Source organism: Microcoleus sp. A003_D6 (assembly GCF_036702825.1).
GTDB lineage: Bacteria > Cyanobacteriota > Cyanobacteriia > Cyanobacteriales > Microcoleaceae > Microcoleus.
Genome location: NZ_JAUBWA010000025.1, coordinates 47,531 through 62,457, shown reverse-complemented (window position 1 = coordinate 62,457; position 14,927 = coordinate 47,531). Strand labels below are relative to the sequence as shown.

Genomic DNA, 14,927 nt, shown 5'->3' with positions numbered 1-14,927 from the left:
AAGCTTGCACACGCGGAGCGTTCAAACCAGTCAAAGTCTTTCTCTGTCCAGGTTTTAGGCTTTTTCGGCAAGCCCTATTTATCGATCGACCATTCGATCGAGCTTTTCCCTAACCAACAAATCTAACAGCGAGCGCAACAGAAACAAGCCGCCGAATCCCGAAACAGCAAAAGCTGCGATCGCCCCCGTTTGATATCCGCCCACCAGCAGCACTGCACCAGACAGAAACACAAAACCAGTCAGACAAGCAAAAATTATAGTTTTCAGAGCTAGATTAATGCGTTTCAAGGCTCTTTCGCTCTCGATATTTCGCACTCTAATTTGCAGTTCGCCCTCTTCAATTCGCTGCTCCAAACGCTTGAGAAAAACTTGCGATTTGCTCGGCTGCCGTAACTTATATGTAATAAAACTTCGCGCTTGCCTTGCCAATTCTCCGATCGCATTTCCCCGCCCTTTGCTCACCGCAATACTCTTGACAAAAGGCTGAGCGGATGCTATAAAATTGTAGTTTGGGTCGAGAGTTCTAGCAATGCCGTCGAGAGTGGTCACCGACTTGACAATAAACATCATTTCTGCTGGCAACCGAAACGGTTGCTGCTCGAACATGATATAAAGTTCGTTCTTAATTTCATTAAAAGCTTGAAAGTCGATCGGCTTATCAATAAACTTATCCAACAAAAAAGCAATCAGCCTGCGCACCGGCATCATATCCGGCATCGGCTCAACTAAGCCCATAGTAATTAAAGTATTGAGTACCTCGTCAGTATCCTTTCTCAATACAGCAAAAAAAGTCTTGACCATTTGGTCTTTAGCCAGAGACTTCACCTCAGCCATCATCCCAAAATCGTAAAAAATCAAGCTGCCATCTTCTTTCACAGCCAAATTTCCCGGATGCGGGTCAGCTTGAAAAAAACCGTCAATTAACAACTGTTTCAAATAACAGCAAATTCCGAGTTGATTGAGCTTCGCAATATCTACTCCAATCGCCTCTAAACTAATGCGGTCGTCCACCTTAATTCCTGGTGCGTATTCTAGAGTCAGCACTTTTTTAGTAGTGTATTGCCAGTAGACTTTCGGGACAACAATCTGAGGATATTCTAGAAAATTATGGCTAAAGCGATCGGAATTTTTACCTTCTTGCACGTAGTCAATTTCTTGATATAAAATCTTAAAAAACTCGTGATAAATAGATGCCAGGTCGTACTTGCGCGTCCCAGGCAAATAGCGATCGCAAAAACGCATCACTTGGCGAACCGCCTTCACATCCAAATCAAATAAACTTTCCAAACCCGGACGCTGCACCTTTACAATCACATCTTCCCCGGTGTGCAGCCTCGCTTTGTGTACCTGTCCCAGACTCGCAGCCGCGATCGGCAACGGGTCAAAATCGCGGTACAAAGCATAAATATCCTTGCCTAACTCTGATTCTACAAGAGCGATCGCCTCTTCGGAACTAAACTCAGGAACCCGGTCTTGTAACTGTTCCAACTCCTTCACATACTCCAGCGGCAGCAAATCCGCCCGAGTCGAAAGAGACTGCCCGATTTTAATAAAAGTCGGGCCTAAATTCAGCAAAGTGTTAACCAACCAATGAGCGCGAATTCTTCTAGTATGAGGAGAATTATTTTGCAGCAGTCCGTCCCACCACAAAAAAAACATAAACTTTCCCGCCGCAGCAAAAACGTCTATTTGTCGTGCCAGCGGCGAATATTTAGAACGTTGCCAACGCAGGAGTTTCGGTGCAGCTTTTGTTAGCATAATATTCACTCTGAGAGTTCCATGCAGCGCGACAATTTTTAGGGGACATTCCTGGACGCAGAAATCGGCTTCGATGTACAAAAAGAAGCGTTGCAGGCCTTTGAAAGAGTTAAAAAACTCGGTTTCTTTGGTCAAGACTGCCCAATAAGCCGATCCAGTTATACAACCATAATTAAGTTCGCAGTAAGGAATGCAAGTCCTTATTAATTTATAAATAGAGGACTAAAGTCCTCACTACAAACACGCGCTAATTACGGGCAAATAACCGGACATCATATACAGCATATTCCAGATTTATGGAGTGTAGGGACAAAGGCTTTCGCCGTGTCCCTACGGGAATCGAACGATAGGCGGATGTACTTCATAAACGTAGAATCTGCTGTAAGTTCTAGGAAGAGCCGGCAATTTAGGCCCGCAACCAGAAAAACAAGTCAAAAAGGAGAATTTGGTAGCGTTTGCCACATTTCCAAATCTCCCTATAAAGGCAAGTCTTCTAGTTTCGCCGTGCGCTGCCAATTAAGAGCCACTTCTCAACCCAACTATTCTCCTAAATTACACAGTTCCGCTGGAGATTGCGGCAGAGTCAGAGTAAAAGATGTGCGCCACAACTCGTCAGCTTCAGAACTTTCTACCGGAGTGCTAGACACATCAATAGTACCATTCAAGTGCTGTACTAAACACTTTACCAGCGCCAGACCCAAACCCGTACCGGCGATAGCTTGGTCAGTAATGCCAGTGCCGCGGCGGAACTTGTCAAAGATGTGGGGCAAATCAGCAGCAGAAATGCCGGGCCCGAAATTAGAAACGCTCAGGACAATACAGCCGGGCATCTCAGACGCCTCGAAAACTACCGCAGTTCCAGAAGCCGAGTATTTGCCAGCATTCGTCAGCAGTTCCAGCAGCACCCGCTTGAGACTGTCCGGGTCGGTTTCCAAGCGGGCAAACTTGGGCAAATCCACCTTCAGAGTCAATTCCTTATCCGCCCACTGTTTCTCAAAATCCCCAGCTAAATCTTGAATTAAACGCTTGAAATCGATTTTGATTAGAGAAATAGGGACTTGCTGAAGCTCAAACTGCTTGAGGGCGAGCAAATCGTTAACCAGAGCGGTTTCCTTAGAACACTGCTGCTCTAGAATGTCGAGATACTTAACCCGACTCGCTGACGGCTGTTCAGCTTGTTTGAGCATCAGAATCGCCAGCTTCATGATTGTTAAAGGGGTGCGCAACTCGTGACTCAGAGTGCTGAGAAACTCGTCTTTAATCAACTTCAATTTGCGCAGTTGCTCTAGTTGATTGGCAGATTGTTCGTACAGTTTCCCCTGCACGTCGAGGCTTTGCTGCAACTGAGCCGTTCTGTCTTCGGCTAGGGTTTGCGCTTCCTTGAGCGTCTGATTTTGGATAATCGCCCTGCTTGCTTGAGCGCAAACTAATTCCAGAACTTCCAATTCTTCAGGACTCCAAGCGCGCGGCTCGGAGTGCTGCAAAATCAAGAACCCCAAGACGGTTTCCTGGCAGCGATCGCCCGTGAGGGGAACCAGCACTCCGGCGCGAACGCCTTGGAGTTTCAAGATTCCTGCGACGCTTTCTTGTTCGTTGCCGATCGATTCGACGGAGGCAGCGAGGACGAGGGGTTTGGGTGCGCTGTGGAATGCTTTGTCGAACAAACTAGATTCCGACAGCCAAAAAGCGGGAGAGTTATTTGATTTTGAGTTGGGAATTTTGGATGGGGAATTAGCAGTTTTCTCCTTGTTTTTTGTTTTGGATGTCGAGCTTTTTTTTCCGGCACCGCTTTGTGCTATTTCCTGTTTGTTTGCATTTTTTTTCAGAACGGATTCGCAAACTAATTCGACTTTTGCTTTGGGCGTTTGACTGGGGGATCGAGTTTTACATAGAGGGTCTGTATATTTCAAGAGCAGGATTTGACCTCTATCTACTTCCAGAGTATCGACGGTATTTTCAATAACTTGCTGCAATATTCGCTCAACTTCAGAAGTGGTCTGGGTCAATGCGGAAACTGAGCCGAGGAGATTTTTGTATTTAGCTTGTCGCTGTAACTGTTCGTTTAAAGTGGCAATTTCTTGATTTTTTTGAATCTGAGAAATCGCGATGCCGATCGCGTCCGATGCTGCTTCTAGGCGCTGCCGATCGGCCCCCGTCCACTCGTGAGGTTGCGACTTACCGACAATCATTATGCCATTTACAGCCCCTCCAAATCGCGCAGCTCGTGCCAAAATTGCCCGACACCGCAGCGGTGTCACGGGGGAATTGGACTCTGAAGCTGCCGGACTCTCCAGATAATCGGATATCGCCACTATCTCGCCGTCTGCTAGCACGTTTGCCAAGACGGGATGTTCGAGTGATATGCTAGGCGATTTTAATCTTGTGGTTTGGGAGTGTTCTGGTGTTTGAGTTGAATCTGCGCCAGCACCGACAGCATTGGGGCCGTCGCTCCTATTTTGCCAGCAAGCATTCGGATTTACTATTTTCTCGTCAGCTACAGCAGCAATAAAACAGAAATCAGCCTGACAAGCAACCCCCAAAGTATTTGCTATTTGCAGCAGGATTTCTCGATCGAAGCTGGTCGCGAGAATTTGGTAAATTTGTCGCCCGATAAGGGCAGGATCGGCCTGGTACTGCATGAGACGATCCAAAAAGTTTTGGACTGATACTGGTTCTGGGATTTGCGGTAAATGCAAAGTGCAATACTCTCTTGGCGATCGGTGGCTCGAACTAAAGTCTTGATTTCCCGGCGATCGATCGTGGCAGCCAAGCCTTTATGTTAATGATGTTTGAGCCGACTCGCACTGCAAATATAGAACCTATTCATAACTGCCCGCTTGACTGTTATGAGCCTGCTTTCTGTGTTTGGCAGTCCGTAGGCGGGTCACTAAATATGTAGTGAAAATATACCGATATCTGACCGAGTGCTATTTTCCTGTTTTTTACCCTTCGATCTGTGCGGGACGAACTTTACCATCCTTTACCGGATGAGGCTCAATCCCATTCCCGCTAATTTTGACCGTTATTATATTATGAAGCTTTTCTAGAGACCGCTTAGTGACACCCTTCTCCTCACTCTGTGATGTTTCCTATTTAAGTTTGTGATCCTAACAAATTTTTATTGTGATACAAGTCCGCCGATCGAGTGACGGCGATCGCAAAAATTCAAAATTCAAAATTTCTCACTCATAACAGATGTGAGAGTTTCCAAGTTTTTGCTCAAAAACTCATTTATTACAACTCCAGGAGACGCCCTTCAACCCCAGATTGTTAAATTGATCCGACTTTCCTACTTACTTATTTTGTGCTTCCTGTTGGGCTTTATCGCTATTTTCGCGGTAAAGTGCCGTCCGGTTCAGAGCCGTTGTGTAGCGGGGATGCTTGGAGGGCACGGCGGCCATCAAATCCGAAGCTTGCTGCCACTTAGCAGCTACGACTAACCAATCCTGGCGAGATTGAGCGGTTTTGCCGTCGGTGGCTGCTTGCGAGGCCATTCGCACTGCTTGTGCAAAAGAGTCAACAGCAGAATTAGCAGTCTCCTGAGAAATTTTCAAAGCAGGTTTTGCCTCCGAGGGAGCGGCAGTGGCAACTGCTCGGGTGGTGGCTTGTGTGCTGTTTGCGACTTGGGAATTGAGTCCTTTGTATATGGCGACCGCTGCGGCGAGCAACAGCACGGTCAAGCTGACGCCGCCGACGATACCGCGCTGAAATTGCTGCGGTTGCTGCATCGATCGAGGTATAGCGATTCTCGGCAAAGCCCGCTTGCCGGAGAGAGCTTGGCGTTCGTGATGGGCGGCGGCCAAACGCTTGAACAAATTCGGCTTTCTGAGTTTAATTTCTTGAGACCACAGCAGTTGATTCTCCGAATCGCGACTAATTTCTTCGAGCCACAGCAGTTGATGTTCTCGGACAAGCCGGGTGTTGATGTTAACTCGGCGAATATTGTGGGGCGAAATGCCCTCCAAAATTTCTCGGACGCGATCGACCAAGCTAGACTGTTCGAGCAGTTGGGGTGTTGCAGCTTCGCACAGCAGTTGCAGCACACCCTCTGCAAACACGGCTCTGGCTCTGACACTTACCTGTGCCAGTTTGTCGTTAAGGATTTGAATAATCGCTGCGACCGAGCCTTGGCGAGCTTGTCGAGCAATGTCATCTATTGGATTGGTCATAAAACTATCTTGACGCTTAGCAAGCTGTTAATTGTTAACCGAAAGTCTCGGATCTAATTTTTACTCATACAGGTTATCACTGACACTGCCAGGTTAAAATGAACAGGTGCAAATCTTGCATATCCGATCCCACTTAAATTTATCACCACAGCATCGAGCGAGGCCAACAGGAAATAAACTATGGGTAAAGTAATTAGCGGTCAAATTTTTGTTGTAGACGACAACATCGATACAGATCAAATTATCCCAGCCGAATACCTAACCTTGGTTCCCTCAAAGCCGGACGAGTACGAGAAACTAGGCAGTTACGCGATGATTGGGTTGCCCGATCGCTACGGTAAGTTTATCGAATCCGGCGAACAGAAAACCCGGTATCCGATTATCATTGCGGGCGAAAATTTTGGCTGCGGTTCTTCGCGGGAGCACGCTCCGATCGCTCTGGGGGCCGCCGGCGTCACAGCAGTGGTAGCTTTGTCTTACGCGCGGATTTTCTTTCGCAATTGCTCGGCTACTGGTGAATTGTACCCGATCGAATCAGTCGATCGGCTGTGCGACTTGTTTGTAACCGGTCAAGAAGTGACGATCGACTTTGCGGCAGAGGTAATTGTCAACCACACTCTCGATCGAACTTTCTCGCTCAAACCTTTAGGAGAAGTAGGCCCGGTAATAGATGCCGGAGGGTTGTTTGACTACGCGCGCCAAACGGGAATGATTGCTGCTAAGTAAAGACTGCAAAGAAACCCGAAGGCAACTGCGGGAGATTGCCTACAAAAACCGGGTTTCTTGATTTTGTTTGTATTGATGTGGGCCTACTTTAATTTTGAAAGTTAGTAGTGCCTGACAAGTAAACAAATTACGCAAGTGGCTCATTTCTATTGACTTCTACGGTACTCTACTACTTTCGTTATAGGGCGAGGATCGAGTGTTTGAAATAGTAGAGTACCTTAATAGTTGGTAAAACTATAGTCATTTATTGCAACGACATGGGAGGCGTCAGCCCTCCCCTTTCTGTTTTACTTTGAGCGGATCAACCCGCATTGGCCCAACTACGCAGCTCCCTATCCCATCGCTGAACGCATTTGGGATTGCTTTTGAGAGAATGTTGTACGAAGCATTCACATCAGAATTAATTAACCGACCCGTCGATGTTTTGTACAATCCTCGTGAGATCCGTTTTCCAGTGAACACAGGCTCTTTTTCGGTTTTTCCATAAACAGGAATTGGGTCTAAACCCACAAAGTTCGCTCTGGATGTGTAGGATTCCTCCTGTACAATTACCGTGATTCCTACCAGCCGAGCTTTGTATTCTAACATCTCAATTAATCGAGAATGAGGAATGGTGACAAAATTTTGGTTGGTTTGTTTACCTAGATTGATATCGGTTTTCCACTGTGCATTTTTGCCAATGACCAGCGTTCCAATTTGGTTTACTACCAAATGGTCAACAATCACACGACTAGCATGATGCAAGTAATTATCAACTTTCTGATTGCGACAGCGAGTTAATCGCTGAATTCTGGGTGAAGTTTGACGATTCCCTTTTAACTGAGATTGTAATCTGGATTTGCGTTTATTGTAGAACTGGTTAATCGATTTTAGTGGTCGCCCGTTAATCAACAAAGGTATAAATTCCGGTTTATTTGAAGTTAGCGCCACTAAATTGTCCAGCCCTAAATCAATACTAGCTACAGAGTTGGCATTGCTGATGGTGGACTCCGGTTCATCGTAAATTACCTCAATTACATAGGAATCGCATTTCGGAACCAGTCTAACTTGACAAATCTGGTTGGGATTGAGTCGGGTTTTAAGTGAAATTTCAGTGCCAGAAAGTTTAATGATTCCTTTCTTCAACTGTTTGCTACTAATTGCTTGAATTGTGTAGATGAGAAGATTTCGTCCTTTAACTTTGTCTTTGTATTTCGGCAGTTTCGGGCGACCCGTAAATTTAGAAGAGTCGGCTTTGTAAGCTTTAACGGCTTCAAAAAATGATTGCCAATTCTTGTCTAAGATTATCAAGATTTGCTGACTAACTTTAGCAGGCATTGCCTTGTATGCTTCATGAGACTTCATCACTCGGTTCATTTCGTTGTAGTTGACATAACCCCATCCGTAAATAAAGCTCTGACGAATGACGTAATTGGCGGCATTATAGAGATTTTTGGATTTAAAGGCTAGGGAGTCAATTTGAGCGAAACGATGTTCCGTGGATTTGATAATGTGTCGTTCTGTTAGTTGCATTCAGAACCTCCATCTTTCAGTTCGGCGATTATTTTTTCTGTTTTCCGACTCGCACGGGGCTGCCCGTAAAGTCGAGGAGCAAAACTTGTAACTATTGCCACTAAATCTTGCATTAGTTCATCTTTCCCGTTCTCCGCTAGATTGACTATTTCTAGTTTAATTCCTAACCGAAAAAGCAATACGCTTAGGTAATTTGTACCAAAGCGAGCTAATCTATCTTTGTGTTCGACCAGTAAAATGTCGTAGTCATTTTGCTGTAACAGTGCTTCTAACTGTTTTCTGTTATCGTTTAATCCACTGCCTATCTCTTTGACATTTCTAACAATTTGATAGCCGTTAGCAATTGCGTATTCAGTGAGTTGTTCTGATTGACGATTGAGATTGTCTTTGTTTTCAGAAGACGAGACTCGGCTATAAATGGCAACTCGGTTTTTCTTGATTTGGGCCGATGATACTGGTGGCAAATAATCAACTATGATTAAACCGCTTTCTGTTTGCCGTGCCGGATGTGGTAGCTTGTTTGCTTTCCACCACCGCCATGCAGTTGTGTAACTTATGCCTATCGCTTTGGCGTAGTCAGGTAGTTTCATTTTTGACCTCCTGACTACATATTACCACGATTGCTTATAAATGCTTATTAAGTTAATGAAGTTTTACAATACCAGTCCGTTACTAGGTCAAGTTCCGTCCCTGGTGCGTCTGGATGGGTGTAAGAGCAAAGTAAAGCGTAGTCATGGGCATCGAATTGGCGTTCGTCCCAAATGGGGGAGTCTTGGGCTTCCTGCTTTGTAAAACTTATCTAAACTTACCTAAAGCCATCTTTAGACACAATTCGGAGTTTACTTCCTACGCTGTTGGGTAGACGGCTAATCCCAAGATAAGTAGGCTATCCCCCTCCAGCCGAGGGTTCCCAGTTTAAAATGTTGATGCTGGCGTTGAAATCACGCTCTAAAGATGTGCCACAAGCAGGACAGTCAAAAGTCCGAATGCTTAGTGGCATATCTTTTTTAGTGCCACAATTAGAACAAGTTTTAGTGCTGGGGAACCATTGGTCTACCAACACTAAATTTGCCCCATACATTTTGCACTTATAATCAAGTTGGCGTTTTAATTCGTAAAACCCTAGATCCGATATTGCCCCGGCTAACTTGTGATTCGCCATCATTCCTTGAACGTTCAAGTTTTCAATCTTAATTAGCTTAAAGGTTTGGGCTAAATAAGTTGTTAGCTTGTGAAGGAAGTCTAAGCGAATACGAGCTATTCTTGCATGGATTCGGCTAATTTTATTGTAAGTTTTGCGCTGATTCTTAGAGCCTTTTAGCTGTTTAGATGCTTGGCGCTGTAAGGTAGCAAGCTTGGTTTTCGCTTGTTTTAACGGCTTCGGCGCATCAAAGACCTGTTGGTTTGACAGGGTGGCAAAAGAATTAATACCTACATCGATTCCTACAGAGCTTTCAGATTGTTTAACTGACAAACGTTCGGCATCAACGCAAAAGGAAACAAACCAACGACTTCCTTCTTTGGAAATCGTAAAAGTTTGAGACACATAACCGCATTCTAGGGCTTCGTAGAGTCGAAAAGTTCCCAAGGTAGGGAGCTTGATGGTTTTGCCAGCGTTTAGCAAAACTTTGCCGTTAGACGAATCGACTGTGAAAGATTGACCGTCTCGGCGACTAGCAAATTTTGGATGACCTGCCTTTCCAGAGCGATATCTACTAAAAGCATCTTTCAAGTCAATCAAAGCATTTTGATAAACTCGACTAGATAATTGATTCATCCAAGCGAATTCAGGCTGTTTCTTGACGTAGTTGGTGAGAATTTTTTTGACTTCGTTAAGTACCTTTGAGTCTGTGAATTGTCCCTGGCCATACATTTGAGTCCGCAAGCTCAACCCCATGTTAAACACTACCCGCCGAAATCCTGCGTGTTTTGCCATCAAAGTCGCTTCCCGCTTATTCAATTTGAGCGCTCGCTTGACGGCAAACACAAAACTTCTCCTCAACGATTAACTATGGATATTTTTAGCGAACTATTTGGCACTTAAGTCTTGCTCTTACTCGCTGAGTTCGATTATGTTGCCATCTGGATCTTGGGTAAATAAAGCCGATCGACCTGACGCACTCATTTGTATCTGGCAATTGTGAGCGATTAATTGCTGTTTGGCTGCTTCTAAGTTAGCAACAGAAAATGCTAGGTGTCGGTTGCGCCCCAATTTATCATAGTCTACGGCATCTGGTATAATTGTTGCAGCTATAATTAGGTGTATCTGGAAGTTGCCGACTTGATACCAGATTCCGGGAAATTTTAATTCTCTGTCTACTTTTTGCATTCCTAATACGCTGCTGTAAAAATGTTGGGATTTTTCGAGATTTGAGATGAGTAGGGCGGCGTGGAGGGCTTGATTAATTTCCATTGTTTTTTGTATTTAATTTTGAAGTTTAGCCGCTGATGCAGGCAGATGAGCGCTGACGAACGCAGATTTGGTGATGTTTGTTGAGTTTTTGATAGGATAACATTGTCAGTTGCTCTTAAATACATTCAAAACTGCTCTGAGTAACTCGCGATCGCATATTTTCCGGTCGATCGCATTGTGTCTTTTGTTGAGAGTGCTGAGGCAACGCAAACAGCCCGCTGGGAGTAATTTTAACAATGGTTTCTCAAAAACGCGCGATCGCCCCCAAAAGGGGCAAAGTCGGTCTCCGCGGCGTCCTGGTGGTTCCGTTTGTGTTGCAAATTGTCGCTGCTGTGGGCTGGGTTGGCTATCTCTCTTACAGAAACGGAGAGAAAACAGTAAACGATCTTGCCAGTCAGTTGCAGCGATCGATCAGTGCCAGAGTTTACGAGCGCGTCCAAAACTACCTCGAAACTCCGTCGCTAGTCAATCAAATCAATCAGGATTCTTTACCCCTGGGAGTGTTCGACTTTGAAGATTTGGAGCGAGCTAGACCATATCTCTGGAAGCAAGTTCTTCGCTTTAATTCGATCGGTTACGCGGGAATTGCTAACGAAAAAGGTCAGTACCTGCGAATTGGTTGGGTGAATCGGCTGGCGGGAGCCGATCGACCTCAGCTTGCCCAGCAACTGATTCCCGGGGGTGGCGACTTGCTCTACTACAACGTTGACAGTGATGGAAACCCGACCAAAATTGAGAGGTCTCAGCCCAATTATGACGTTCGCACGCGCCCCTTTTACAAAGTTGTTGTTGACAAGAAACAAGCAGCTTGGAGCGACGTTTACATTAATTTTGGCTACGGTACGCTGCAAATCAATGCCAGTCAACCCTATTATGATGACAGTGGCAAACTGATTGGCGTGCTGACTTGCCAGATGGGACTCGATCAAATTCGCGGTTTTCTGCAAACTTTAAGCGTGGGTAATTCCGGTCAAGTATTTATCATTGAGCCGAACGGCGATTTAATCGCCAGTTCGGTAAAAAATCAGCCTCTGTCCCTGGGAGAAGGCGAAAACAGAAAGCGACTCAAAACACAGGACAACAGCAACCTGCTGATGCGCCAAAGTGTAGTTTATTTGCTCGATCGCTTCCACCGTTTGGAAGACATTCAAGAAACTGCTCAACTTAATTTTAAGCTCAACGGTCAGCGGCAATTTCTCCAAGTTTCTCCCCTAACTGACAAGTACGGTCTCAACTGGCTGATTGTAGTTGTGGTTCCCGAAGCCGACTTTATGACACAAGTTTATGCTAACACTCGCAACACCATCTTGCTCTGTATTGCGGCTCTAATTGCCTCCGTTGGAGTGGGTTTTGTCACCGCTAGCAAGATTGCTCGCCGGATTTTGGAAATTGCTAAAGCTTCAGAAAATCTCGCAGGTGGCGCTCTCAACCAGAACATTGATTCTAGCAGGATTTTTGAAGTTGAGGCCTTAGCTAACTCCTTCAACAGCATGGCGAGCCAACTGAAAGAATCCTTTGAAACTCTAGAAGATAAAGTCAAAGAACGCACCTCCGAACTCGCCACAGCCACTAAACAAATTGCCGATCTCAACAAGCGGCTGAGAGCGGAAAACCGCCGCATGAGTTCCGAACTGGATATGCTGAAACAAATGCAGCAGTTGATTCTGCCCAAACCGGAGGAACTCGCAGCCATTAAAGATTTAGATATTGCCGGATTTATGGAACCAGCCTCCGAAGTTGGCGGCGATTACTACGACGTACTTTGTACTGACGGGGTTGTCACGATTTGCATTGGCGATGTCACCGGACATGGCTTAGAAAGCGGTATTTTAATGGTGATGACTCAAGCCGCTGTCCGCACTCTTCAGGAAATGCAAGAATCCAATCCAGTGCGCTTTTTAACTACTCTCAACCGCACTATTTATAAAAATGTCCAGCGCATGAACTCGGACAAAAATTTGACGCTAGCTCTTCTCAACTATGCCGACTCTAAAGTTACTATTAGCGGTCAACACGAGGAAACTCTCGTAGTCAGAAAAGGCGGTCAAATTGAACGTATTGACATGATAGATTTAGGATTTCCGATCGGCTTGGATGAAGAAATTGCCGATTTTATCGACCATGTTGCAGTAAAGTTAGAGTTGGGGGACGGGGTGGTTCTGTACACCGACGGCATCACGGAAGCCCGAAACACCAGCAAACAATTCTACGGACTCGAAAGGCTTTGTAAAGTAATTTCTATTAATTGGCACAAAAGCGCCGAAGAAATCAAGCAAGCGGCAATTCATGACCTGCGACAATTTATTGGAGAGGAACAGGTATTTGATGATATTACCTTACTAATTCTTAAACTTAAGGATGGGTAAACAGTAAAGCACTACCGAATTAGTCCCGAAATTCGCAAGCATAACGGTTTTATTGTCAAGTATATGGGAGATGGAGTGATGGCAGTTTTTCCCGACGGCGTTTATGATGCTATTCAGGCAGGAATTGTTAAGGTGAAACAGTTGCAAAAATACAATCAAAGCCGTAAAATAAATGGGTACATACTGCTGAATACGGGCATTGGTATCCATGTCGGTGATACAATGGTGGGATTATTGGAGACGCGAATCGGATGCAAGCCGATGCGCTGTCAGATCGTGTCAATCTCACCGCTCGTCTGGAAGGTTTGACTAAGTATTAAGCTGTCGCGCATTTAAATTGTATATTCAGGGCGGGCGAGACGCCCACCCCACAAGAGTTTGATTGTTTTTTCACATACAATTTAAATGCAGAACAGCTTAGGGCGTATCTTTATTAATGTCTGGAGATGTGCTACAACGTTTGAGTCAACCAGAAAAGTATCATATCCGTTTTTTGGATCGTGCAATTGTCAAAGGTAGACAAGAAGCCATTACAGTTTGTGAGGTGTTAGATGTTGAAGCAGAACCAGTGCGATCGCTCAAAATTCAAACTTGGTCTATTTTTGAGGAGGGAGTAGAACAATATTGTCAGGGAAATAGGGAAATTTGGCTGATGCCCAAGTTTGTTTTGAACAAATAGTGGCGCTAAATCCCCACGACCAACCAGCAAACTTTACCGAAAACGCATCCAACTGCTGTTAGAAAATAGTATTAGCGCTAATTGGAATGGCGTGTGGAAATTTACCCAGAAGTGAGATAAACACATCAATGGGAGGGAAAAAAATAATGACATCTGGAAGCTTAAAAACAATGACACAAATCTTTGGAGATTTCATCGAAGAATTTCCTCCCGAACACGACTCCCTAGAACTTACATTTACGCCCAGTTCTCGTCCCATCAAGCAGCGCTGGCGCAACAACAGGCTTTCCGCTCATTTTGTAGCCGATTATTTGTCTAGTTTTTTACCGGTGGATGAGGAGGATGCTAGCAGCGAACAACGGATTAAACAAAGCAAGGGAGCCGTGAGTTACATCGCCAACGAACTGTTAGAAAATGCTATCAAATTCACCGACGATAATTATATTTATAAGGTCAAGTTTGGTATACACTTTCTTGAAGATGTTGAGGTGATAGCAGTAATTTTTGTTACCAACTGTGCCAATTCAGAATCAGTCAATAAGTTGCAGGCATTCATTAAAGAACTACTATCTTGCGACGACCCCAATGAACTTTATTTGCAGCAGGTTGAAAAAAATGCTGAAACAGACAGTGAAACGTCGGGATTGGGATTACTGACGATTGTTAATGACTATTCAGCCAAGATAGGTTGGAGATTTGAGACAATACCAGACAGTCTTGATACCATCCTGGTGACGACGGTGGCTCAACTTATTGTCTAGTTTCTAGCATTTCAATATTTACTCTTTTTGTGCAATTGCAATATTTCAGTCAGGAAACCAAAAAATAATGGGTATTCAAGAAATCAAAGGTGAAGATTACAGCGTTAAGTACGATCGAGAATTGGTAACAATCTGTTTCCAAGGCGAACTCAGCCTGAGCGGCCCAGCAGAGTATGCACCAATAGTCGAATTGTTAGATGAGGTCGCCAATCCCGAACCGCCTACTATTACCTTGAACCTAAAAAAATTGGAATTTGTTAACAGTTCTGGTATCAGTATGCTGTCTAAGTTTGTCATTACCGTGCGGAAAAAGAAAACGATCCAACTTTTGGTATTGGGTTCAAATGATATTCCCTGGCAACAGAAATCTCTCAAAAATTTAGAAAAGCTGTTGCCAACTTTGAAGCTAGAATGGGAGTAAGTTGTCGCGCATTTAAATTGTATATTCAGGGCGGGCGGGACGCCCAACCCTACTCCCCACTCATTGTTTGATTGTTTTTTAACATACAATTTAAATGCCGCAACAGCTTAGGATATGTGTAA

12 protein-coding genes and 1 pseudogene are annotated in these 14,927 nt (G+C 44.7%); 6 read left to right on the top strand and 7 right to left on the bottom strand.

Annotation, left to right across the window (positions count from 1 at the left end):
* Positions 1 to 78 precede the first annotated feature (78 nt).
* The 3 genes from QUB70_RS09885 to QUB70_RS09875 form a co-directional block, all read right to left on the bottom strand.
* Positions 79 to 1,758, bottom strand: coding sequence for an ABC1 kinase family protein (locus QUB70_RS09885; protein ID WP_332979983.1), 1,680 nt, complete (start codon positions 1,756 to 1,758; stop codon positions 79 to 81).
* 539 nt (positions 1,759 to 2,297) lie between these two features.
* The gene (locus QUB70_RS09880; RefSeq protein WP_332979982.1) at positions 2,298 to 4,397 is read right to left on the bottom strand and encodes a GAF domain-containing sensor histidine kinase; all 2,100 of its coding nucleotides are present in this window, start codon (positions 4,395 to 4,397) and stop codon (positions 2,298 to 2,300) included.
* A gap of 654 nt (positions 4,398 to 5,051) precedes the next feature.
* Positions 5,052 to 5,927, bottom strand: a complete 876-nt coding sequence (locus QUB70_RS09875; RefSeq protein ID WP_332979980.1) for a hypothetical protein — start codon at positions 5,925 to 5,927, stop codon at positions 5,052 to 5,054.
* A gap of 180 nt (positions 5,928 to 6,107) precedes the next feature.
* Between QUB70_RS09875 and QUB70_RS09870 the strand changes: the two genes are divergently transcribed.
* Positions 6,108 to 6,653, top strand: coding sequence for a LeuD/DmdB family oxidoreductase small subunit (locus QUB70_RS09870; protein ID WP_332979979.1), 546 nt, complete (start codon positions 6,108 to 6,110; stop codon positions 6,651 to 6,653).
* A gap of 218 nt (positions 6,654 to 6,871) precedes the next feature.
* Here QUB70_RS09870 and QUB70_RS09865 read toward each other — a convergent pair.
* The 4 genes and pseudogenes from QUB70_RS09865 to QUB70_RS09850 all read right to left on the bottom strand — a co-directional run bounded on the left by QUB70_RS09865 (position 6,872) and on the right by QUB70_RS09850 (position 10,578).
* Positions 6,872 to 8,165, bottom strand: a pseudogene (locus QUB70_RS09865) (RNA-guided endonuclease InsQ/TnpB family protein).
* Complete coding sequence (locus tag QUB70_RS09860; RefSeq protein WP_332979977.1) at positions 8,156 to 8,755, bottom strand: IS607 family transposase; 600 nt, start codon at positions 8,753 to 8,755, stop codon at positions 8,156 to 8,158. Before QUB70_RS09860 ends, QUB70_RS09865 begins: the two are co-directional and overlap by 10 nt.
* A gap of 296 nt (positions 8,756 to 9,051) precedes the next feature.
* Positions 9,052 to 10,152: an RNA-guided endonuclease InsQ/TnpB family protein gene (locus QUB70_RS09855; RefSeq protein ID WP_332979975.1), complete on the bottom strand. Its 1,101-nt coding sequence runs from the start codon at positions 10,150 to 10,152 to the stop codon at positions 9,052 to 9,054.
* 66 nt (positions 10,153 to 10,218) lie between these two features.
* A complete protein-coding gene (locus QUB70_RS09850; protein ID WP_332979974.1) occupies positions 10,219 to 10,578 on the bottom strand; it encodes a VOC family protein in 360 nt (119 codons plus the stop codon).
* Positions 10,579 to 10,814: 236 nt separating this feature from the next.
* Here QUB70_RS09850 and QUB70_RS09845 point away from each other — a divergent pair, with 236 nt between their 5' ends.
* From QUB70_RS09845 to QUB70_RS09825, 5 genes are all read left to right on the top strand, one after another.
* Positions 10,815 to 12,944 (top strand): SpoIIE family protein phosphatase, encoded by a 2,130-nt coding sequence (locus QUB70_RS09845; RefSeq protein WP_332979973.1) that lies wholly within the window; start codon positions 10,815 to 10,817, stop codon positions 12,942 to 12,944.
* 78 nt (positions 12,945 to 13,022) lie between these two features.
* Positions 13,023 to 13,253: a hypothetical protein gene (locus QUB70_RS09840; RefSeq protein WP_332979971.1), complete on the top strand. Its 231-nt coding sequence runs from the start codon at positions 13,023 to 13,025 to the stop codon at positions 13,251 to 13,253.
* Between the two features lie 127 nt (positions 13,254 to 13,380).
* Entirely contained in the window at positions 13,381 to 13,623 is a 243-nt protein-coding gene (locus tag QUB70_RS09835; protein ID WP_332979969.1) for a hypothetical protein, read from the top strand.
* Between the two features lie 146 nt (positions 13,624 to 13,769).
* Entirely contained in the window at positions 13,770 to 14,384 is a 615-nt protein-coding gene (locus tag QUB70_RS09830; RefSeq protein WP_332979968.1) for a DUF6272 family protein, read from the top strand.
* 67 nt (positions 14,385 to 14,451) lie between these two features.
* Positions 14,452 to 14,805: a slr1659 superfamily regulator gene (locus QUB70_RS09825; protein ID WP_332979966.1), complete on the top strand. Its 354-nt coding sequence runs from the start codon at positions 14,452 to 14,454 to the stop codon at positions 14,803 to 14,805.
* Positions 14,806 to 14,927: the final 122 nt, after the last annotated feature.

Bases quoted from the DNA above. Each gene is read 5' to 3' on its own strand.
- QUB70_RS09845 (WP_332979973.1), top strand. From the start codon at position 10,815: ATGGTTTCTCAAAAACGCGCGATCGCCCCCAAAAGGGGCAAAGTCGGT.
- QUB70_RS09860 (WP_332979977.1), bottom strand. From the start codon at position 8,755: ATGAAACTACCTGACTACGCCAAAGCGATAGGCATAAGTTACACAACT.
- QUB70_RS09835 (WP_332979969.1), top strand. From the start codon at position 13,381: ATGTCTGGAGATGTGCTACAACGTTTGAGTCAACCAGAAAAGTATCAT.
- QUB70_RS09885 (WP_332979983.1), bottom strand. From the start codon at position 1,758: ATGCTAACAAAAGCTGCACCGAAACTCCTGCGTTGGCAACGTTCTAAA.
- QUB70_RS09825 (WP_332979966.1), top strand. From the start codon at position 14,452: ATGGGTATTCAAGAAATCAAAGGTGAAGATTACAGCGTTAAGTACGAT.
- QUB70_RS09875 (WP_332979980.1), bottom strand. From the start codon at position 5,927: ATGACCAATCCAATAGATGACATTGCTCGACAAGCTCGCCAAGGCTCG.
- QUB70_RS09830 (WP_332979968.1), top strand. From the start codon at position 13,770: ATGACATCTGGAAGCTTAAAAACAATGACACAAATCTTTGGAGATTTC.
- QUB70_RS09850 (WP_332979974.1), bottom strand. From the start codon at position 10,578: ATGGAAATTAATCAAGCCCTCCACGCCGCCCTACTCATCTCAAATCTC.
- QUB70_RS09870 (WP_332979979.1), top strand. From the start codon at position 6,108: ATGGGTAAAGTAATTAGCGGTCAAATTTTTGTTGTAGACGACAACATC.
- QUB70_RS09840 (WP_332979971.1), top strand. From the start codon at position 13,023: ATGGCAGTTTTTCCCGACGGCGTTTATGATGCTATTCAGGCAGGAATT.
- QUB70_RS09880 (WP_332979982.1), bottom strand. From the start codon at position 4,397: ATGCAGTACCAGGCCGATCCTGCCCTTATCGGGCGACAAATTTACCAA.